We start from the raw sequence: 21,562 nt of genomic DNA, 5'->3' as shown, positions 1-21,562 counted from the left end.
TAAAAATATCAATTTTCTTACTTCCCTTTAAAATTGTTGTTTATGCCTTCATTAAGACAAAACCTATTCATATTATGTTACACAAATCAAAAATTAACTTAACTCTTCTTTTGCAGAATCTATATGCCAAAGATCATCTTATCATGAAATAGATATCATAAAAAAAAGGGCGAATCGTTTTGATTCTTTTTTAATATATTTCTTTTTCATAGAAAAACAAAAGTTTAAAAATTATCACTATGTTTGTAGTGATAAAGATTTAACCTTTAATCGTAAAACTCATCTTTATAAAAAGTGTAACAAAAAACAATAACCATTAACTAATTGAGCAAATAATAAGTATGAAAAAAAATATTTCTTTATTTCTGATGCTATTTTTTACTGTGCTTACTTTTGCGCAGAAAACGGTTTCAGGAAAGATCACCGATGATGATGGGGTCGCTATACCCAGTGCCAGTGTGACGATCGAAGAGCCCGGCAAAGACGCTATTCTTGCTTACGCTATTACGAACTCCAAAGGAGAATATAAAGTAACCTTCACTTCCGCTGAATCCAATGTGGATCTGAAAGTGAAAGCGTTCAATCAGAAACCTCTTACAAAGCAAATCAGTAACAGCGATCAGACTCTGAACTTTAAAATGCAGTCTGAAGCTACAGAAATTAAAGAAGTACAGCTGAAAACCAAAATGATCACCGCAAGAGGTGATACCATTTCTTATGATCTTAAGGCTTTCAATAGTAAAAATGACAGAACCCTTGCGGATGTAATGAAGAAGATTCCGGGAATTGAAGTAAACAAGGACGGAACAATTCTTTACCAGGGGAATGCCATCAATAAATTCTACGTCAATGGAAAAGATCTTATGGAAGGAGGTTATGGAACCATCAACAACTCTCTTCCAAAAGATGCCGTACAGAAAGTAGAAGTTCTGGAGAACCACCAGCCGGTAAAAATACTTCAGGACAAAGTGCCTTCTGATCAGGCAGCTATCAATATCAAGCTTAAAAACTCTGTCACCATGACAGGTAGAGGTGAGGTAGGAACCGGTTTTGGAGATCCATGGCTTTGGAATGTAAAACTGACTCCCATGTTTTTCGGACAGAAAAGCCAATGGGTAGTCAATTATAAAACCAATAACATGGGTGAGCAAGTTGAAAATGAGGGGAATATTCTGGCGTTTGGAAGTTCATGGGAAGGAAGAAGAAGTAATATCTCGCAAAATAACTGGCTGAGTGTAGAGAATGCAGATACTCCGAATTTGCCGGTGAAAAGATATCTGATGAATAATGTTCACTATTTGTCTGCAAACTATTTAACAAATATTGATAAAAAGAAAGAGTGGGAATTGAAGATTAATGCAAATTATACCAACAATGCAGTAGAAAGAGAAGACTATAAAGAAACAACTTATTTTCCAACCATAGGACGTCCACAACCGTCCACGGTGATAATGAGTACAAGGAATAATTTTTATACAGATAAACTGAAAGGAGAATTAATCTTTACCAAAAATGCTAAGAAAGGGTTCTTTAAAAATACCACAAGTTTCAGCCAGTTCTGGAATGCAGACAGAGCATTTGCTGAAAGAGCAGGAAGATCAGGAAATCAGGGAGTGGAATCTCCAACATCATCTTTCCAAAACTCATTGAGTACTATTATTCCATGGGGAGAAAAGATGGTGAATTTCAAATCATATATCAATTATCAGGATGATCAGCAAACATTGAAAGTAGATCCGGCAAGTTATTTACAGTTGCCATACAAACTTCCAAAGGTAAACCCGAACGATCCTAACGAAAAAGATAGATATGGCATTGTAAATTTTGCACCAGGCACTTTAGCGCTACAACAGTTCAGACTAAAAACTTTAGATACTTCACATTCAGCAAATATTAGTTTTTCTAAAAAAGGATGGACATTCACTCCTCAGGTGGGATTTGATTTCTCTACAGATAAGCTAAATACAAACTTTGATGGGCAAGCAATTCAAAATCCTTCTGTGCCGAATGATGTACCACCAAATTTCAATGATGGTATTTATGAAAACAACCTGAAATTTACAGAAATTGTTCCTTCTGCTTCGCTAGGTGTTAATTATAAATCTGAATCTTGGAGTATTTTTGCAAATTTTCCAGCAAATTTCAATAGCATTAAAGCTGAAGATGATTTAAGAGGAGTTTCAAAATCACTAAATAAGACAACGTTTACTCCAAATGCTTTTATTCAGTATTCATTTGCTTCATTCTGGAAAGCAAGTTTGAATGGAAACATCAGCAATAATTTTGGAGATATTCAAACGGCTTATGCAGGTTACATGTTATTAAGTCCTAGAGGATTTAATGTAATGGATCCTAATAACCCGATACCTCAAATAACGTCAAAAATGGCAGGATCTAGAATTGAATACAGAAATCCATTAAACAATCTATTCTTTAATATTAATTATTCATTGAGTGATAGTAAAAGAAATTTGCTTTCTTCTCCAATTTTGGATGCAGCAACGGGGTCTACTTTAATCCGATACATTGAAAGAGAAAATCATTCAAAGAGTAATAGATTTAATGTTGAGGTGGGTAAATACTTCCCAAAATTCAAGACCAATGCTTCTGTGAGCTATGGAAATACATTGACAAAAAGTGATGCGTTCTTGGATGGCACTCAATATTTGAGCAAGAACAATACTCAGACTTATGGACTTAAGTTCAATAACACCTATTTTAGCTGGGCGAGTTTAGATTATACACTTAATTTATCAAGAAACAAACAAGATAATATAGGCTTGAGTTCTAATCAGAGCAGACTCGGTGTCAATACAGGATTTAATCACAATCTGGCAGTTTATTTCTATCCTATAGAAGACCATACGATTGGATTCAATTGGGATCAGGTAAATACAAGTGATGGAAGTAATAAATATAAGAATGCGTTCTATGATATTTCTTACCAATTTTCATGGTCTAAAAAGAAAATTGATTTTGAAATTAAATGGTTGAATATTGCTAACAGAAAATTCTTTGAAACCTATAATATCAATCAAACAACAAATAGTTCTTCTTACACGAAAATTCAGCTTCGCCCAAGCCAGGTCATGCTAACCGTAAAATTCAACTTTAAATAAAATAAAAGAGGCTGTCTCAAAAGGACAGCCTTTTTTATGGTCGTATTTTTTTGTAACTTATATTTTTCAATGAATTTATTTTTTTTAGATCATATTTTTGAGTTATTATGGTAGAATAAAACAAAGGAAGGTTTTTTTACCCTGCCAGAGCCAATTTTCTAAGATTATGCGCAATAGCAATCAAGCCGGTTTCTATTTCGACTTTATTTTGTCCTCTGAGAAAAAATCTTTTAAATCCTTTGTTATGTTTGATTTGAGCAAACACAGGTTCTACATCGTGACACCTTTGTTTTCTAAGCATTATGCCCCGTTTTGTATTGAGAAGCTTATGAACCTTATGCCGGAGCTTTGAAAGTTTTGGGTTAGAGGGCGAAGATGTTATAATTTTGGTTTTCTGATCTTTATCAAAATAATTATACTTGATATAGGCTTTGACTTTTCTCTTTTGGAGAAAAATATAGTTCTCTTCTGAGCCATATCCTGCATCAGCCACTATTTCGTTGGGAGGTTTATGATAAAGGTGTTCAAAATTCTTAATATGAGCAAGAAGGGTTTTAGTGTCACCAGGATTAGGATGCAGAGTATAATTAATGATAAACTGATTCTCGGTACTCAACTGAAGATTGTAAGCCGCTTTGAGCTGCCCATTACGCATATGATCCTCTTTCATGCGCATAAAAGTAGCATCAGGGTCTGTTTTTGAATAGCTGTTCCTATTCCCAAGAATAGCCTCTTGGTTCTCATATTTTTCAAGATTTTCAGGCCAGTTCTTTTTTGCGTAATTAATCTTCTGACGAACTTTAGAGCAAATTTTCTTCTTTTTTAAAGTAGAATCTATCGTTTCTATAACAGATTTTATTTTTTCTTTGTCCATAGACTTAAAGGTTACCTCCGAAGTATCTTTCATTTCTTCCCTGGCTATTTCCTGAGTGTAGTTCCACAAATCCTCAAGTTGGGACTCTATACGTTCTTTATTCTTTTTGATAGCCTTTCCCCATACAAATGTGTAACGATTGGCATTGGCTTCTATTTTAGTCCCATCTGTAAAGATGGTTTGCAGGCTTACCAGACCTTCTTTCTCCAGATATAATACAATTTGTGCGAAGATCTCTTTGAGTTCTCCTTTTAACCTCTCACTTCTGAAACGGTTCAAAGTATTATGATCGGGACGGTTCATGGCGCTTAGCCACATAAAATGAACATTCTCTTTGAGTGCCTGCTCCAGCTTTCTACTCGAATAAATATTACACAAATAGCCATAAACCAATACTTTCAAAAGCATTTTGGGATGATACGCCGATGTGCCGCCGGGTTTATAATTACGGAGTAAATTAGTGATGTCCAGACCATCTATAACAGCTGAAACAGTTCGTACAGGATGATTATTTTCTATCAGCTCCGACAAATCAGGAGGAAAAAGAAAATTTTGCTTGGGATTATAATCTTTAAAGACTACCTTTGATTTACTTAACACACAGCAAATTAATCAATTTGCAACTATTAGGAAAGCAAAAGCTTTCCTTTTTTTATGCTCAAAAAAAAGACTGTCTCACTTTTGAGACAGCCTCTTTTTGTTGAGATATATTGAGATGTTAATTAAAAACTTTGCTGGTCTGCTGAAGGCCCATAGCTTCCCGGCAAAGGAATATTGTTCAATCGGTAATACACGCCCAGCTGAGCCCTGTGATGAGTAATCTGGTTTAAGGCATGGCGTATTGCCCCATATTTGCTCCAGCTTGCCAGCTCATGGCCGTCATTTTTAATCGTCCAGCTGGGATTCAGATCGTTTTCTGTACTGTTTTCTAATGCTGTTTTTGCTGACTGGTAATCATCTTCCAGTTTTTTCATCAGTTCATCTCTTGTAGAAAGAACGGTAGGTTTGTAGTCTCCTTTGGCAAAATCCAGTTCAGAAGTTTTTAAAATTGTGTTCGGCCATTCAAAAACTTCTACCAGATGGGTGGCAAGCGGCATCATTTTCATACTTTTTTCATGCGGAGCATAATCATTTTTTCCTTCAGGGAATAGTTCAATAAATTTTTTTGTGGTTTGAAATTCTCCCTCCAGTTCGGATTTTAATTGAGATAAAGTGTCCATAATATTTTGTTTTTTAGAAACTTAAAGGTAAGCGTTTTAAAAATGAAACTGTTTTAACAGAATCATAATTTTTTAAGTAGTAAAGAGTGAAAAGGAAGAATATTTTTTACTGGAAAATAAAATTTGAAAAAAACTGTAACAAAAGAAGACATATGATTACTAATTATATAAACTTGCTACAATGAAAAAGTTATTCTCCATATTTTTGATCACTCTGTTTGCTTTTGCAGGAGCTCAGGAGTCCAAAGAAACGGCCAACCGTTTCTTTTATGAACTGACTTTTAAGCCTAAGAAAGATTCAGTAAAACTTGATAAAGTAGTGACAATTTTAGATATCACAGATAAGAACAGATCTATTTATCAGGATTATACAGTGATTGCTCAAGATTCTATCATGAAAATTGAAATGGAAGCAATTAAGAAATCAGGAATGATGAGAGACTTTTCAAAATCCCTTAAAACACCAAAAATTTCATCCAGAATATATAAGTCTTACCCAAGTATGAAAGTACAATATGTGGATAAGATAGCTAACGGATTTACTCCAACAAATATTGGTTATAGTGAAGAATTAAAATTCAATTGGAATATCTTAGCTGATAAACAAAAAATAGGAGAATATAATGCACAAAAGGCGACAACTGATTTTGGAGGAAGAACTTGGACTGCTTGGTTTAGTACAGATATTCCATTTCAGGACGGACCTTATAAGTTTTATGGGCTTCCAGGTTTAATTGTAAAAATTGAAGATGCTGATAAAAATTACTCTTGGGTATTGCAGGGAAATAAAAAAGTGAAAGATTATACGGAATTCTCTTACATTGAAAACTTAATGCATGCTTCAGGAGGAAAAGTAAATGAGTTAACAAGAGAAAAATTTGAGAAAACTTTTAATGACTTTAAAAAAGATCCATTTTCTTCTGTAAGACCTATGATGACACAGGAAATGATGTCTAAAACCATCCCTGGAATGGATGGAACGGTAGGAGATATGATGAAAAAGCAGGAAAAGCAGTATAAGGATTTTTACAATGCTAACGACAATCCAATAGAAAAAGAACAGCCTTCTGACAAGAAGAAAAAATAAGACTTCATATCAACTAAATTATATTTTGAATCACCCCAGATACAGCAATGTGTTTGGGGTGATTTCTTTTTGTTAAAAATGTTCTTTTAATAACTAAAAAATATTGAAAATAAATTCCAATTTGAAATAATGTCTTAGAATTAGCAATTATTTTTAAAATTTAGAAAACAAAAATTTGATTTTGTTATTTTTAATTATATGTTTGTTTTACAACAAATTAAAATATTATACAATGAAAAAAATCATTTTCATGAGGCTGTCTCAAAAGGACAGCCTTTTTTATGGTCGTATTTTTTTGTAACTTATATTTTTCAATGAATTTATTTTTTTTAGATCATATTTTTGAGTTATTATGGTAGAATAAAACAAAGGAAGGTTTTTTTACCCTGCCAGAGCCAATTTTCTAAGATTATGCGCAATAGCAATCAAGCCGGTTTCTATTTCGACTTTATTTTGTCCTCTGAGAAAAAATCTTTTAAATCCTTTGTTATGTTTGATTTGAGCAAACACAGGTTCTACATCGTGACACCTTTGTTTTCTAAGCATTATGCCCCGTTTTGTATTGAGAAGCTTATGAACCTTATGCCGGAGCTTTGAAAGTTTTGGGTTAGAGGGCGAAGATGTTATAATTTTGGTTTTCTGATCTTTATCAAAATAATTATACTTGATATAGGCTTTGACTTTTCTCTTTTGGAGAAAAATATAGTTCTCTTCTGAGCCATATCCTGCATCAGCCACTATTTCGTTGGGAGGTTTATGATAAAGGTGTTCAAAATTCTTAATATGAGCAAGAAGGGTTTTAGTGTCACCAGGATTAGGATGCAGAGTATAATTAATGATAAACTGATTCTCGGTACTCAACTGAAGATTGTAAGCCGCTTTGAGCTGCCCATTACGCATATGATCCTCTTTCATGCGCATAAAAGTAGCATCAGGGTCTGTTTTTGAATAGCTGTTCCTATTCCCAAGAATAGCCTCTTGGTTCTCATATTTTTCAAGATTTTCAGGCCAGTTCTTTTTTGCGTAATTAATCTTCTGACGAACTTTAGAGCAAATTTTCTTCTTTTTTAAAGTAGAATCTATCGTTTCTATAACAGATTTTATTTTTTCTTTGTCCATAGACTTAAAGGTTACCTCCGAAGTATCTTTCATTTCTTCCCTGGCTATTTCCTGAGTGTAGTTCCACAAATCCTCAAGTTGGGACTCTATACGTTCTTTATTCTTTTTGATAGCCTTTCCCCATACAAATGTGTAACGATTGGCATTGGCTTCTATTTTAGTCCCATCTGTAAAGATGGTTTGCAGGCTTACCAGACCTTCTTTCTCCAGATATAATACAATTTGTGCGAAGATCTCTTTGAGTTCTCCTTTTAACCTCTCACTTCTGAAACGGTTCAAAGTATTATGATCGGGACGGTTCATGGCGCTTAGCCACATAAAATGAACATTCTCTTTGAGTGCCTGCTCCAGCTTTCTACTCGAATAAATATTACACAAATAGCCATAAACCAATACTTTCAAAAGCATTTTGGGATGATACGCCGATGTGCCGCCGGGTTTATAATTACGGAGTAAATTAGTGATGTCCAGACCATCTATAACAGCTGAAACAGTTCGTACAGGATGATTATTTTCTATCAGCTCCGACAAATCAGGAGGAAAAAGAAAATTTTGCTTGGGATTATAATCTTTAAAGACTACCTTTGATTTAATTAACACACAGCAAATTAATCAATTTGCAACTATTAGGAAAGCAAAAGCTTTCCTTTTTTTATGCTCAAAAAAAAGACTGTCTCACTTTTGAGACAGCCTCATCAGTAATGTCATTTGCAAAAGGTGAAGAGCCAAAAGTGAAAGTAGAAGAGAGTAAAAGTAAGGTTGAGAATGTTTTGGTAGCTAAAAAGAATTTTAAGGATGAAAAAGTACTAGTAAAAATTGCAAAAACCATGAAGGCTGCAGAGATGAATCTGGAAGGATGCTTGGCAATTGCTTTTAATGTAACAGCTGTTGATCCACCGCTAGGTACAGCTATGGTAAGTAGCTGTTTGGAAACATATTCTAAATAAGCTGAAAATATAGAATTACTAAAAAATAAATCAATGGGGTGTTTTCAAGTGAAGCACCCCATTATTTTTTTATACAAACTCGTTATTTAGATTAAATTTAAATAGCGTATATTTGCAGGACTAAAAATTAGGCTTTGAAAGAGAAAGGATTACATAAATTAAGTGGATTCCCTAAAAACAAAATGGGGAAGATATTGGGATATGATAACGACCATCTTAAAATGCCCAATAAAATTATTGAAATGGGACTTCTTCCGGAGACCATTTTCAGAATTTTGTATCAGGCGCCGTTCAGCGGGCCAATGTATGTAGAATTTGGAGCAGAAAAAAGCCGGATTGCTCTTCGTGAGGAAGAAGGAGATTACATCATTGTTGAAGAATTGAATTAATGCAGGAAAACAAGAAAAAACAGATACTTTTAGTCGGGAATCCTAATGTAGGAAAGTCAACGGTTTTTAATACACTTTGTAACAAAAAGCAGAAGACCGGGAACTACGCCGGCGTTACCGTTGCAAGTCATTCGGGGAACTATGTTTACAAAAACGAAGAAGTAGAGGTTATCGACCTTCCTGGTTCTTACAGTGTATACCCGAGTTCAGAAGATGAGGCTATTTTTTCCAAATATCTTATTGATGAGCAGAAAAACTATGCAGGAGTTGTTTATATTCTTGAAGCATTAAGCTTAAAAAGAGGACTGCTGCTGTTTCAGCAGATTCAGGATCTCGGAATTCCAATGATTCTGATTGTCAATCAGATTGATCAGGCAGAAAGAAGAGGAATCACTATAGAGATTCAAAAATTTTCCAAAGCATTAGGGATAAAAATTATTCAGACCAATGCCAAAGAACAGATCGGGATTGATGAAGTAAGGGAAGCTGTTTATAACAACGAATTTGTAAAAACAGATCAACTTTCTTTTGAAACACCGGGCGAACATAGAGACTTTATTCAAAAACTGGCGGCACATAAAGGTTTCGATAACGAATATAAAGCCTGGATGAGCCTTTCATTGGGAACTGATCTTGGAAGAATCAGCGGAGTAATGGAACAGCTGAATGAACCGGATTCTAAAAGCTTGGTTCCAAAAAGATTACAGGTTCAGGAAACCGTAAGAAGATATCAGAACGTAGACAAAATACTGGCTGATGTCATTTCTAAAAAAACTCAGTTTAAAGAATTATTAACCGAAAAACTGGATAAAGTTTTAGTTCATAAATTCTGGGGTTATGTAGTTTTTTTAGCGATCCTGCTGGTTATTTTCCAAAGTGTTTTCTTCCTTGCGGAATACCCGATGACCTGGATTGAAGATACATTCTCCTGGCTGGCTGCATTTACCAGCGAACATCTTCCTGAAGGCCCCATTAATTCATTAATTTCAAATGGAATTGTTCCCGGAATAGGAGGAATTGTGGTTTTTGCTCCACAGATCGGAATTCTCCTGTATTTCCTTTATCTGCTTGAAGATTCAGGCTATATGGCAAGAGTCGTATTCCTGATGGACAGACTGCTGCGCCCCTTCGGACTTAACGGTAAAAGTATCGTTCCGCTTGTATCAGGAACTGCCTGCGCCATTCCTGCCGTGATTTCTACAAGAAATATTGAGAATGTAAAAGAAAGATTGCTTACGATATTGGTAACGCCGTTTATGACTTGTTCTGCGAGACTTCCGGTATACAGTATTATTATCGGATTGATTATCTCAGAAGGAACATTTTTAGGAATCAAATATAAAGCACTGGTTCTGATGGGAATGTATCTCCTTGGGTTTTTAGTTGCTTTATTTTCTGCAGCCATCCTAAAAAGATTTATTAAAAGCAAAGGAAAAACCTATCTTGTAATGGATCTTCCTGCTTACAAAAAGCCACTTTTTGGATATGACTTTAAAATGGTTTTGGGAAAAGTATGGGATTTCATTACCGGAGCCGGGAAAATAATTTTCATCGTAAGTATCATCATCTGGTTTTTAAGCTATTTCGGACCAAGCCAGAAAACAAACGAGATGGTAGCCACAGACGTTCACCTGGATCATTCTTACCTAGCTAAAATGGGTAAAGGAATAGAACCAATAATTGCTCCGCTTGGTTACGACTGGAAAATGGGAGTCGGAATCCTTACCAGTTTCGTAGCAAGAGAAGTTTTTGTAGGAACAATGTCTACCCTTTACAGCTTGGAAGATGATGCTCCCGAAGTGAAAGTAATAGATAAAATGAGAAGAGACGTAAAACCGAACGGTGAAAAAGTCTTCAGTTTTGCAACCGGAATCTCGGTTCTTCTTTTCTACGCATTTGCAATGCAGTGTGTTTCCACACTTGCAGTAGTCTACAGAGAAACCAAAAGCTGGAAATGGACCGGTTTTCAGGTAGTCATGATGACAGGTTTGGCATATTTTGTGTCGATGATAGTATATCAGATTTTAAAATAATGGACTCATCATTAATTATTCAGTACGTACTTGTTATACTAATTGTAGCATTCGCCTGCTATTCTTTATTTAAAGTACTTAAAAAGAATTTCGCTCCAAAGAAATTCAGCTCCAAAAGAACCCACTGCGATAAAGATTGCGGCTGTTCTTAATATTGGGTTCAACGGATATTGAAAAAAATGTAGTAATTTCATTTTTCTAATATAAATTATTCGGGTTGAACTTTTTAAAAGCAGGATTATTAATAGTATTTTCTTTACTGGCCATTTTCGGAAAGGCACAAACAGATACCATAAATACCAGGTCTTACGCAGACAAGGTAATGATCCGTGTGAATCTTGATACCAATATTGAAAGCTATGTTTTCTCATCAGGAGAAGGTAAGAATGCGTTCAATATGGACCTGTCCATCAACAATAAAACGAAAACGTCGTTTTCAATTGATTATAGAATAATAAGTGCGACAGTATCATTTGCCCCCAGGTTTTTAGAGGGAAATAATGATGATGAAATGAAAGGGAAAAGTTCTTACTCCGATTTAAGCTTCAGATTTTTTCCGGGAAGATTTATTCAAAATGTTTATTATAAAAATGTAAAAGGCTTTTATGTGGAAAACATGAAAGACTTGTCTCCGGAATGGCAGGAAGGACGAGATCCCTATATTCAGTTTCCGGATTTAAGGGTACAAACCTTTGGTGGGTCTACATCCTATGTTCTTAATAAAAATTTTTCAGCAAGAAGTATCTATACACAAGGAGAATGGCAGAAGAAAAGCAGCGGAAGCTGGGTACCGTTTATAGATTATGATCTTACCATTTTCAGAAATACGATTGACGGAGTAAAAAACAAAGAAATACAATACAATATAGGAGGAAACATGGGATATTTCTATAATTGGGTTATTGGAAAAAAAGTAAATATTTCGCCTCATCTGGCTATTGGGATTGGAGGTAAATTCTCCAGTTACAGAGAGCTTGATAACGGATCAACAAAACAAAATGCCCAATATGCAACTATAAGAATGCAGGGCGGTCTTCATGTGGGTTATAATACTGACCGGTTTCTGTTCGGAGGTAAAATAAATTTTAAAAGCTATGCCTACGATCAGAAAAACAGCCAGAGTGTAGAGAATAGTAACCTTTATGGACTGTTATATATAGGGTATCGTTTTGCGCCACCGAAAGTTGTGAAAAATACCTATGATAAAGTCCAAAAAAAGATTCCGGTTTTATAAGTTGAAGGGTCTTTTAAGTATCTTTGCGTTGGAAAATTTAGAGAAAACAAAATAAATTAAAAAAACATCATGTCATTAATAAAATCTATTTCCGGAATTCGCGGAACCATTGGTGGTAAAGTAAATGATAACTTAACACCGCTGGATGTTGTAAAATTCGCATCCGCTTTCGGAACCTGGCTTCAGAATAATAAAAACAAAAAAGATCTTACTCTTATCATCGGAAGAGATGCAAGAATTTCCGGCCAGATGGTTTCTTCCTTAGTTACAGCTACATTACAGGGATTGGGGATTAATGTGATAGATCTTGGCCTTTCTACAACCCCGACTGTTGAAGTAATGGTGCCTGAGCTGAATGCAGACGGAGGAATTATTCTTACCGCTTCTCATAATCCAAAACAATGGAATGCCCTTAAATTATTAAACGAAAAAGGAGAATTCATCAGCGGTGAAAACGGCGCTGAAGTCCTGGCGCTGGCAGAAAGTGAAGACTTCAACTATGCAGAAGTGGATGATCTTGGAAAATATGAAACAAGAGACGATGCTTTCGATATCCATATTCAGCAGATCCTGGATTTGCCAATGGTAGATGTGGATGCGATCAAAGCGAAGAACTTTAAGGTTGTTCTGGATGCAGTAAACTCTACAGGAGGGATTGCTATTCCAATGCTTTTAGATAAATTAGGTTGTGAAACCGTTAAATTATATTGTGAGCCTACAGGCCACTTCCCACACAATCCTGAGCCTTTAAAAGAACATTTGGGTGATATCTGCGAATTGGTGAAGAAAGAAAATGCAGATTTGGGAATCGTTGTAGATCCGGATGTAGACAGATTGGCCCTGATTGATGAAAAAGGAGAAATGTTTGGAGAAGAATACACCCTGGTTGCCGTTGCAGATTATTTACTGAAAAATAAAAACGGAGTAGCTGTTTCCAATCTTTCTTCAAGCCGCGCTTTGAGAGATGTGGCACAGACTCACAACTCAGAATACTTTGCGAGTGCTGTAGGAGAAGTAAACGTTGTTACTTTGATGAAAGAAAAAAATGCAGTCATTGGAGGAGAAGGAAACGGAGGAATTATCTACCCTGATTTACATTACGGAAGAGACTCTTTAGTGGGAGTTGCACTGTTCTTAACGCATTTATCCAAAGAAAATAAAACTGTTTCTGAACTGAGAGCAGGGTATCCAGGCTATTTCATGGGTAAAAAGAAAATAGAGCTTACACCGGAGATTGATGTAGATGCTATCTTGAGCAAAATGGAGCAGGAATACAAGAATGAAGAAGTTTCCACAGTAGATGGTGTAAAAATAGACTTTGAAAATAACTGGGTTCACCTTAGAAAATCCAATACAGAGCCAATCATCAGAATTTATACTGAAGCTCAATCTCAGGAAGAGGCAGATCAGTTAGGAGATGATATCATTGCTAAAATCAAGAGTTTAATCTAAAAATATAGGAAGAACGGGCATATTGTCCGTTCTTTTTTATATCAGAAATGTTTGAACATATCAAAAACAGATTTCCTTTCCCCAAAGAAAAGTGGAGAAAATTTCTGGGCAGTTTCCAGCGTATGGAAGTCCCTGCCAAGACTTTGCTTTTAAAAGAAGGTGAAGTTTCCTGCAATGCCTATTATATTGAAAAAGGTATGGTAAGAGCCTGGTACAATAACGATGGAAAAGATGTTACCTTCCAGTTTTTTCTTGAAAGTACCATGTTTTCATCCCTTGAAAGTTTTAAAAAAGGCCTGCCGAGTATGGTGTCGTTTGAGACCATAGAACCGTGTATTTTATACAGAATCAACAAACCTGATGTGGAAGCTTTCTTAGAAGAAGTTTATGAAAATCCAGAGCTCAGAAATTTCTTTATGGATGCTCTTTTTGAAAGGGTATTTGATTATATGAAACATTTCTTTTCATTTATTAAAGACTCACCACAGCAGCGATACCTGAATCTTGTCAGACAAAAACCGGAAATTATCAAAAGAGTTCCGCAGCATTATATCGCTTCCTATCTCGGGATTACTACCGTACATCTCAGCAGAATCAAAAGTAAAATATTAAAAGAAAGACTTTAAGAGGCTGGAAGATGGAAGTCAGAAGCAGGTAGTTTAAAAACATACGGCATAAATTCTGACTCATCTTAAACGCAACGTCCGCAAAGAATAATCTTTATTATTGAAAATGTTCGCAAAGACGTTCCACTCAGCAACGATTGTTCTTTGTTGAACGAAGTGCCTTTGCGAACAAAAATAGTATACAATATCCTGTTCCCTAGCGTCCTCCGCGTTTCCATCTTTAAGTGGCATATATTGTTTTTAATGCAACGTCCGCGAAGAATAAAATAATATGTATTGTTGAAAATGCTCGCAATGGCGTTCCACTCAGCAATGGTCACTATTCTTTGCTGAACGAAGTGCCCTTGCGAACAAATAATAATAACAATATTATGTTTCCTAGCGACCGCAGCGTTTTAACTGTTTTAACTCTATTACCGTCTTTATAAACCCCCAGCTTCCTTTCCCAAAATCCAAAACTCATAACAAATGTTATCGCTTCGCAGCCTCCTTCCCTTATAATTTTGTATAAAAATTAAAAAGAATGAAAGCAGCAGTAGTATTTGAAAAAGGAAGTATTCCACAATATGCAGATTTTCCAGACCCTGAAGTAAAGGAAAACGAAATTTTGATTTCTGTAAAAGCCGCATCAATTAAAAATCTCGACAGGGCCAGAGCAGGCGGAAATCACTATTCAACAGAAAACCAGGAACATCAACCAACGGTTATCGGAACAGACGGAGCAGGATACCTTGAAAACGGAGATAAAGTATATTTTTTCAGCAAAAAAGGAACCGTAGCGGAGAAGGCCGTGGCTGATAAAAAAATGATTATTCCGATTCCTGAAGAACTGGATTTTTCTTTAGCAGCAGCCTTACCTAATGCAGTAATGGGATCTGCAATGGCCTTGAAGTTCAAAGCAGGATTGCAGCCGGGAAATACCATTCTGATTAACGGAGCAACAGGAATTACAGGAAGAATAGCTGTTCAGATGGCCAGATTATACGGAGCTGGTAAGATCATCGTTACCGGAAGAAATGAAGAATCTTTGCAGTCTTTACTTGAATTAGGTGCTGATGAGGTCGTTTCTCTAAAACTGGAGGGCAATGATTTTAAGCAAAAAATAAAAGAAATTCATAAGGTAACCCCTATAGATACTATCATAGACTATATCTGGGGACATTCTGTAGAAATGTTATTGTCTGCCCTTAAAGGTGACGGAACCTTCTCCCACAAAACAAAACTGGTAACGATCGGAGGGATGAGCGGAGATACCATTCAGCTGTCTTCACAGATTCTCAGAGGAACGGATATTCAGATTTCCGGATCAGGACTGGGAAGCTGGACGAAAGAAGAATCTCACCTCCTGTTCTCAAAAATCATCCCTGAAATGTTTCAGGCAGCAGCAGAAGGAAAAATTAAAATGGAAACACAGGATGTTGATATTAAAAATATCGAAACCGTATGGAATGCTGAGATACAAAGCGGAAAACGCCTGGTCATAAGAATTTAACCCCAATTTCCGTTTTTTTATCCACAATCCTTTTATCGGTTTTCTTTTTTTACTATTTTTATAATAGAAATTTATGAAATGGAATATTCAAAAAAAAGTTGCAACTTTGCATAAATATTTGAATATCAGTTTCAGATATATTATTAATTAAACGTTTGCCGAGGTTTGTAAGCAAATTCAGACATCAGGCCGACAAAGAGGACACTATTGGAAGAGTATTTTGGAAATGAACTTGTAAAAAAGTTCGAGGAAATGATGGAAAACAATGACGAATTCTACTTTGATACAGAAGAGTTGGAAGATATCATTGTTTATTATTTGGAGCTTGGTGATTTTAATTACGCTGACATGGCTGTTAATTATGGACTTAAGCTTCACCCTAATTCGTTGGATATTAAGATTAAAAGACTTGAAATCCTTCTGGAGTGGGAAGACTATAATACGGCGAAAGAACTTATTGACGAACTGAAAGGCGCTTCTATGGAGAATACAGACTTTTTGGTTTGTTACGCCAAGTATTATTCGAACCTAGGAAATCCCAGAAAATCCATTGAAATCTGCAAAAAAGCTTTGACATTAGAGGAAGAAGAAAACTTTCTCCACAACTTTATTGCGGACGAATATGTGAATCTCGGAGATCCTTTTAACGCTCTTAAACATTACAGAAAAGCACTGAAGGAAGATCCTACGGATGAATATTCGCTGGAAAATGCTATGGTATGCTTCAGTGATCTGAATAAGAGTGAGGAGGCTATTGCCTTTCTTAATGAATATTTAGATGAATTTCCTTATTCTGAGACCGCCTGGTTTGAATACGGACAATTCTACTTCAACAGAAAAAATTATGATGAAGCGATAAGAGGCTACGACTATTTACTGGCAATCAACTCAAACTCTGTGGGAGTATATGCCAATAAAGCAGCTTGTTATGAAGCTTTGGGACAATACCAGAAGGCGATCGAAACGTATGAAGAAATGCTGGAGCTGGAATATACAAAAGCATTTACTTATTATAAGATCGGATTATGTAATAAGGCCTTGAAACAGCCTATTTTAGCTTTAAATGCATTCCAGAAATCATTAAGAGAAGACCCTCAGTTTTATCTTGCCATGATGGAACAGTCTTATCTTTACGAAGAAATGGGCGGAATGTCTGAAGCATTGCATTTTGCCAAAGAAGCTACCCAGCTGAATGAAAACAATCTTGATTATCAAAAGAGATTAGCGTTCTTATTCATCGATTCAGGAAAATTTGAAGAAAGCCTTTCCTGTCTTAAAAAACTGGTAGATGCAGAACCTTCAAGGTTTTATAACTGGTATGCCTATTCAGAAGTTTTGATGCTGGTAGGAGAGTATGAAGATGCGGTAACAGTCTTGAACAGAGCCATAAAAAAACATTACAGAGCAGAACTTTTTTATCAGCTGAGCAATTGCTATTACAATCTGAAAGATCAGGATAAAGGTTTTGAATCTCTTCAAAAAGCATTGGAACTTGATCCTTCTTTAGCAAAGGATATGCAGAAAAAATATCCTTTCATTAAAGATGAGGTGAAAAAGGTAAAAGCCAGTAAAGTGAAGAAAAAGAACTAGAATAATCTGAAATAAAAGAAAAACCTGCAGAAATGCAGGTTTTTTTATTGATTGTCTCGTCCTGAAAAAGGTTGACTAAAAAACCATAAAATTAGTCACCCTTATGAATCTAAAAAAAACATCGTCCCCTGTCCAAGAATACAGTGAGGCATTCAAACGACAAGTTGTCTCTGAATATGAACGGGGATTATATACAAAATCCCAATTGCAAACTCGATACAATATTCGGGGTAATTCATGCATTTCTAGTTGGTTAATAAAATATGGTAACTTTACTTATGAAAAACAATTAAGTAAAGGCAGACCTATGAAAGATCCACAGAAACAAAAGATTAAAGAGCTTGAAGCTGCTTTATCCAAAAAGGAAGAAGAGCTCAAAGTGTTTAAGAAATTTATAGAAATCGCAGAGCGTGAGTTGAAGATTGAAATTGTAAAAAAGTCTGGTTCCAATCAATCCAGGAAATAAGGCCGTATACAAATCTTTCACTGGAAGATATCTGCCGATTGTTTGGATACAGTAAACAAGCTTATTATAAAAGGAAGAAACAGCCTGATTCTATCAATAATCAAAAAAGGATTATAGAACTGGTATTATCAATTCGTAAAAAGATGCCTAAAATAGGGACTCGAAAACTTTATGTATTACTTAAAAATGATTTTTCAAAAGAGGATCTTCATATAGGAAGAGATCGGCTGTTTCAACTTTTAAGATCGAATTATCTTTTAATTCCCAGAAGACACAGTTATTTTAAAACAACCAATTCCAGACATTGGATGAAGAAATACCCGAATATTATTAAAGAAAAGGAGTTGAAATGTTCAGAAAAAGTTTGGGTTGCAGATATTACCTATCTGAAGACTAAAGAGAAAAATTATTATCTTCATTTGATTACCGATGCCTATTCAAAGAAAATTGTAGGATATGAACTAAGTGATAATTTACAGACTGCCTCCACATTGAAAGCATTAAAACAAGCCCTAAAGAACAGGGTGTATAAACATTCTTTAATTCATCATTCAGACAGAGGATTGCAGTATTGTAGTAAAGAATATACTGAAACGTTAAGGAAAAATGATATTCTTATCAGTATGACCGAGAACTCGGATCCTTATGAGAATGCTGTAGCAGAGAGGGTAAACGGCATTCTGAAATATGAGTTTGGATTGATTGATACTTTTGAAAACTTTAAGAATCTCTCACAGCAGCTTGACCAATCAATTTATTATTATAATAATTTAAGACCTCATTTTTCCCTAAATTATAACATCCCCAGCCAAGTGCATATGAAAAATAACGTGAAATTAAAAACATACAAAAAACAAAATCAGAATAGGAAAATTCCTACTCTGATTTAAGTATATTTGAAATATTAAACTAGTCAACCTTTTTCAGGACTAGTCAGATAATTGTATTCGTAGAAAAACTTATCCGGAGCGCTGCTGTTTGCATTTCCGTTCATATCAAGCGTCTGCCTGCTTTCTTCAGACGGATATCCTGCAGTGTTAAACGTTGTAGTATACTTATGAGAAGTAGTTCCGGTGGCTGTTCCTCCTCCGGCTGTAGTTTGGGTAAATTCTCCTTTATAAGTACTTAAGCTGTTCTTATTATTTGAGAATAACATGCTTATGCCATCGCTGCTCTCATTTCCATTAAAGATAATTTTGTCAAAACCTTTTACATTTTTGAAAGGATAATTTTTATCAGTATAGGTATAAGTTTCTTTTTCTGTATAGTTAATGGTATTTCCATTGACAATTCCGGTTCCTGAGCCTGCATTGCTTACCATATTTCCATTATTATAGGTAAATACACTGTTGATAATAGAAGAACCTGCCGCTCCTGAATTCGTTTGTCTTTTTACGCTGATTTCTGTAGTGCTGGTGTAGGTATAAGAAAACGTAACGGTGTTCTCTATGGTTCCGGTTGTAGAATATTCCTTCGTAACCGCTGTAGCCATACGTCCGTTAGTATATCCGTATTCAACAGCACTTTCAAGAACATTATTTTCGTAATGTTTAATACCCGTAATATAATCATCGGTATATGTGAACTCAATTCTTTGCCCGTGATTAATATTGTTAATCATGCTGATGATTTTAGTTCCGTTGTAATTGATTTTCATGACAATCCCATCCATTGTCATCTTTGTAGGAAGAATCACGGTTTGATTAGAAGGATCACTGTTATCAAAAGGGGTATCATCAGAACTGTAGCATGATATTGCAGATAAGGCTACAGATCCAAAAAGTAGAAGTTTTTTCATAGTTATAAGTTAAATCATCCAAATATAATTTAATTTATAATATGATTTTATTTTTTCGGATTGGTTCTTAAAAAGATGAGGCCGCCAATGATAATACCTGCTCCTATAAATTGCAAATAAGTCAGCTTTTCACCATCTATAATTCCCCAGATAATAGCCACAATGGGCATTACCAAAGTTACTGTTGAAGCAAAAAGAGGGCTGGAAACTTTAAGTAAACGATAATTCATCATCATCGCCAGACCTGTTCCGAAAACTGATAACAGGCTGACAAACATAAGCCCCATCAGATTATCTTTCGAAAAAGTGAATTCCGAAAAGAATCCTGTCCCTGTAAGCGCAAGAATGGAAGGCAGCAATAAAACAAAAGAGAATACAAAAGCAGATAAAACCGTAGAAGAGACCTCCATAAGCTTTGATTTTACAGTGGTTGTACTCAGCGCATAGCATAAAGTTGCCAATAACAGCAAGAGAATCGGGATCATTTTCAATTCTGCGCTGTCACCTCCTCCAAATGCCAGAATACAGACTCCTGTGAAGCTTATCAGCGTTCCTATAATCTGTTTTTTCGTGGTTTCGAACTTCCAGACCAAGGCGCCGACAATAATCACAAAAATAGGCATCATTGAGTTGATAATTCCGGCAATGCTGCTGCTTACTTCAGTTTCTGCAATCGGAAATAAAAACATAGGAATGAAATTTCCTGTAAAAGCAGCCAGAACTAGCCACTTCAGATGTTTTCTGGGAAAAAGTTTATAATTGGAAATCGCGACCGGAAGTAAAATAATTCCGGCAATAAGAACTCTTAAAGACCCTACCTGAAACGGATTGAAGTGTTCCAGTGATTTTTTGATCAAAATAAATGATGATCCCCAGATAATACTCAGGACAATCAGAAGAACCCACTTTTCTTTATCTGCGTTCATTATTTTCGTGTAAGATTTTTAGAAATTCTTTTTTGGGAATCATTTTTGCCCCTAAGCTTTCCAGGTGTTCTGTATGGGATTGACAATCAATTAACTCAAGGCTGTTTTTATTGCTTTCCACAAAGTTGATAAAGCCCGCTTTTGAAGCATTACTTACCTTGGCAAACATGCTTTCTCCGCAGAATACATTTCCAATCTGCAACCCGTAAAAACCTCCGACAAGTTCTTCATTCTGCCACACCTCAATGCTTTTGGCCAAACCGTATTGATGTAGCTGGATAAAAGACTCCATCAGTTCATCAGAAAGCCACGTTCCCGACTGCCCCTTTCTTGTAGCCTGCTGGCAATTTCTGATTACCTCCCTGAAGTTCTTATTCTCGGAGAAAGTAAAAACATTCCTGTTGAGTATCTTTCTCATAGATTTTGAAACTTTTAATTCTTCAGGAATAAGCACAAACCTTGGATCGGGACACCACCAAAGGATTTCCTCTCCGGGATTGTACCAGGGAAAAATACCGAGCTGATAGGCAAACCAGATACGCTCTACGGACAGGTCGCCACCAAAAGCAACCACTCCCTCATGGCCATCATACAGCTCCGGGTCGGGAAATGAAATCTCGTTTTCGTCTAATCGGACCATTTTTAGCAAAAAAATCCCACTTCAAAAAGCAGGATTTATAATTGATCTTTTATTCTTTAATTAGAAAGGTAAATCATCATCATCGTCTCCGGCAAAAGGATTCTCATTAGAAACCGGGGATGCAGACTGCTGAGGCATTGCCTGAGTAGGTTCTGAAGCATTATCAAAAACTTTCTCTACTCTCCACCCTGTAATAGAGTTGAAGTATTTAGTTTCACCCTGAGGAGAAACCCATTCTCTACCTCTGATGTTGATTCCTACCTTTACGTTTTCTCCTTCTTTAAGGTTATCTAATAAACTGATTTTATCAGATAAAAATTCTATGTTTATCGGCTGTGGATACTGTTCCTGGGTCAAAATAACCATTTCTCTTTTTTGAAACCCGCTCGCAAATGTTTGAGCATCAAAAAGTTTCTTTACCGTTCCTTGTAATTCCATATCGTAAATATTAACGATGTAAAAGTAAGAAAATGAAATGTAATAAAAGAAGCTGTGAAAAAAAAATGTGGAAATTTTATTTTTTTTTCCTGAAAAGTTTGGTAGTAAAGGA

Annotated in this window: 18 protein-coding genes; 11 read left to right on the top strand and 7 right to left on the bottom strand. The window is 35.6% G+C overall.

Annotation, left to right across the window (positions count from 1 at the left end; all coding sequences use genetic code 11):
* The first annotated feature begins 341 nt into the window (after nucleotides 1-341).
* On the top strand, nucleotides 342-3,119 hold the full coding sequence (locus V0410_RS15160; protein ID WP_330744726.1) for a carboxypeptidase-like regulatory domain-containing protein: 2,778 nt from the start codon (nucleotides 342-344) through the stop codon (nucleotides 3,117-3,119).
* Between the two features lie 136 nt (nucleotides 3,120-3,255).
* Here the strand turns inward: V0410_RS15160 and V0410_RS15155 are convergent, their stop codons facing one another.
* Both V0410_RS15155 and V0410_RS15150 read right to left on the bottom strand, forming a co-directional pair.
* Nucleotides 3,256-4,593 (bottom strand): IS1182 family transposase, encoded by a 1,338-nt coding sequence (locus tag V0410_RS15155; protein WP_330743286.1) that lies wholly within the window; start codon nucleotides 4,591-4,593, stop codon nucleotides 3,256-3,258.
* A 122-nt stretch (nucleotides 4,594-4,715) separates the two neighbouring features.
* Nucleotides 4,716-5,213, bottom strand: coding sequence for a DinB family protein (locus tag V0410_RS15150; protein ID WP_110008922.1), 498 nt, complete (start codon nucleotides 5,211-5,213; stop codon nucleotides 4,716-4,718).
* Nucleotides 5,214-5,394: 181 nt separating this feature from the next.
* On the opposite strand from V0410_RS15150, the gene V0410_RS15145 reads away from it, so the two are divergent.
* Nucleotides 5,395-6,300: a GLPGLI family protein gene (locus V0410_RS15145; RefSeq protein WP_330744725.1), complete on the top strand. Its 906-nt coding sequence runs from the start codon at nucleotides 5,395-5,397 to the stop codon at nucleotides 6,298-6,300.
* A 381-nt stretch (nucleotides 6,301-6,681) separates the two neighbouring features.
* Here V0410_RS15145 and V0410_RS15140 read toward each other — a convergent pair whose 3' ends face one another.
* Entirely contained in the window at nucleotides 6,682-8,019 is a 1,338-nt protein-coding gene (locus V0410_RS15140; protein WP_330744724.1) for an IS1182 family transposase, read from the bottom strand.
* Between the two features lie 17 nt (nucleotides 8,020-8,036).
* Here V0410_RS15140 and V0410_RS15135 point away from each other — a divergent pair, with 17 nt between their 5' ends.
* From V0410_RS15135 to V0410_RS15095, 9 genes are all read left to right on the top strand, one after another.
* A complete protein-coding gene (locus V0410_RS15135; RefSeq protein WP_330744723.1) occupies nucleotides 8,037-8,366 on the top strand; it encodes a hypothetical protein in 330 nt (109 codons plus the stop codon).
* 182 nt (nucleotides 8,367-8,548) lie between these two features.
* The gene (locus tag V0410_RS15130) at nucleotides 8,549-8,755 is read left to right on the top strand and encodes a FeoA family protein (protein WP_062673746.1); all 207 of its coding nucleotides are present in this window, start codon (nucleotides 8,549-8,551) and stop codon (nucleotides 8,753-8,755) included.
* Nucleotides 8,755-10,788, top strand: a complete 2,034-nt coding sequence (gene feoB / locus V0410_RS15125) for a ferrous iron transport protein B (RefSeq protein WP_330744722.1) — start codon at nucleotides 8,755-8,757, stop codon at nucleotides 10,786-10,788. Before V0410_RS15130 ends, feoB begins: the two co-directional genes overlap by 1 nt.
* Nucleotides 10,789-11,005: 217 nt before the next feature.
* Entirely contained in the window at nucleotides 11,006-12,022 is a 1,017-nt protein-coding gene (locus tag V0410_RS15120) for a DUF4421 family protein (protein WP_330744721.1), read from the top strand.
* A gap of 69 nt (nucleotides 12,023-12,091) precedes the next feature.
* Nucleotides 12,092-13,474 carry a phosphoglucosamine mutase gene (glmM, locus tag V0410_RS15115; protein WP_330744720.1) on the top strand — a complete coding sequence of 461 codons (1,383 nt, stop codon included), beginning with the start codon at nucleotides 12,092-12,094 and terminating at the stop codon, nucleotides 13,472-13,474.
* A 47-nt stretch (nucleotides 13,475-13,521) separates the two neighbouring features.
* Nucleotides 13,522-14,100 carry a Crp/Fnr family transcriptional regulator gene (locus V0410_RS15110; RefSeq protein WP_330744719.1) on the top strand — a complete coding sequence of 193 codons (579 nt, stop codon included), beginning with the start codon at nucleotides 13,522-13,524 and terminating at the stop codon, nucleotides 14,098-14,100.
* Nucleotides 14,101-14,623: 523 nt separating this feature from the next.
* Complete coding sequence (locus V0410_RS15105) at nucleotides 14,624-15,592, top strand: quinone oxidoreductase family protein (protein WP_330744718.1); 969 nt, start codon at nucleotides 14,624-14,626, stop codon at nucleotides 15,590-15,592.
* Nucleotides 15,593-15,799: 207 nt separating this feature from the next.
* Nucleotides 15,800-17,182: a tetratricopeptide repeat protein gene (locus V0410_RS15100; protein WP_227943862.1), complete on the top strand. Its 1,383-nt coding sequence runs from the start codon at nucleotides 15,800-15,802 to the stop codon at nucleotides 17,180-17,182.
* 103 nt (nucleotides 17,183-17,285) lie between these two features.
* Nucleotides 17,286-18,538 (top strand): IS3 family transposase gene (locus tag V0410_RS15095; protein ID WP_330744717.1). Its coding sequence is split into 2 segments (ribosomal slippage): nucleotides 17,286-17,613 and nucleotides 17,613-18,538, totalling 1,254 coding nucleotides; the frame shifts between segments, so codons are not numbered across the junction.
* A gap of 23 nt (nucleotides 18,539-18,561) precedes the next feature.
* Here V0410_RS15095 and V0410_RS15090 read toward each other — a convergent pair.
* Genes V0410_RS15090 through V0410_RS15075 form a run of 4 tightly spaced genes read right to left on the bottom strand, consistent with a single transcriptional unit; the run spans nucleotide 18,562 to nucleotide 21,450 of the window.
* Nucleotides 18,562-19,446: a hypothetical protein gene (locus V0410_RS15090; RefSeq protein WP_330744716.1), complete on the bottom strand. Its 885-nt coding sequence runs from the start codon at nucleotides 19,444-19,446 to the stop codon at nucleotides 18,562-18,564.
* A 47-nt stretch (nucleotides 19,447-19,493) separates the two neighbouring features.
* A complete protein-coding gene (locus V0410_RS15085; protein WP_330744715.1) occupies nucleotides 19,494-20,372 on the bottom strand; it encodes a DMT family transporter in 879 nt (292 codons plus the stop codon).
* Complete coding sequence (gene aat / locus V0410_RS15080; protein ID WP_330744714.1) at nucleotides 20,359-21,012, bottom strand: leucyl/phenylalanyl-tRNA--protein transferase; 654 nt, start codon at nucleotides 21,010-21,012, stop codon at nucleotides 20,359-20,361. The genes V0410_RS15085 and aat overlap by 14 nt, the downstream gene beginning before the upstream one ends.
* A 60-nt stretch (nucleotides 21,013-21,072) precedes the next feature.
* Nucleotides 21,073-21,450, bottom strand: a complete 378-nt coding sequence (locus V0410_RS15075) for a DUF3127 domain-containing protein (protein ID WP_041461994.1) — start codon at nucleotides 21,448-21,450, stop codon at nucleotides 21,073-21,075.
* Nucleotides 21,451-21,562: the final 112 nt, after the last annotated feature.

This window comes from Chryseobacterium sp. CP-77, assembly GCF_036362765.1.
Lineage (GTDB): Bacteria > Bacteroidota > Bacteroidia > Flavobacteriales > Weeksellaceae > Chryseobacterium > Chryseobacterium cupriresistens.
The sequence above is the reverse complement of the archived record's forward strand: the minus strand, read 5'-3'. Positions and strand labels throughout refer to the sequence as shown.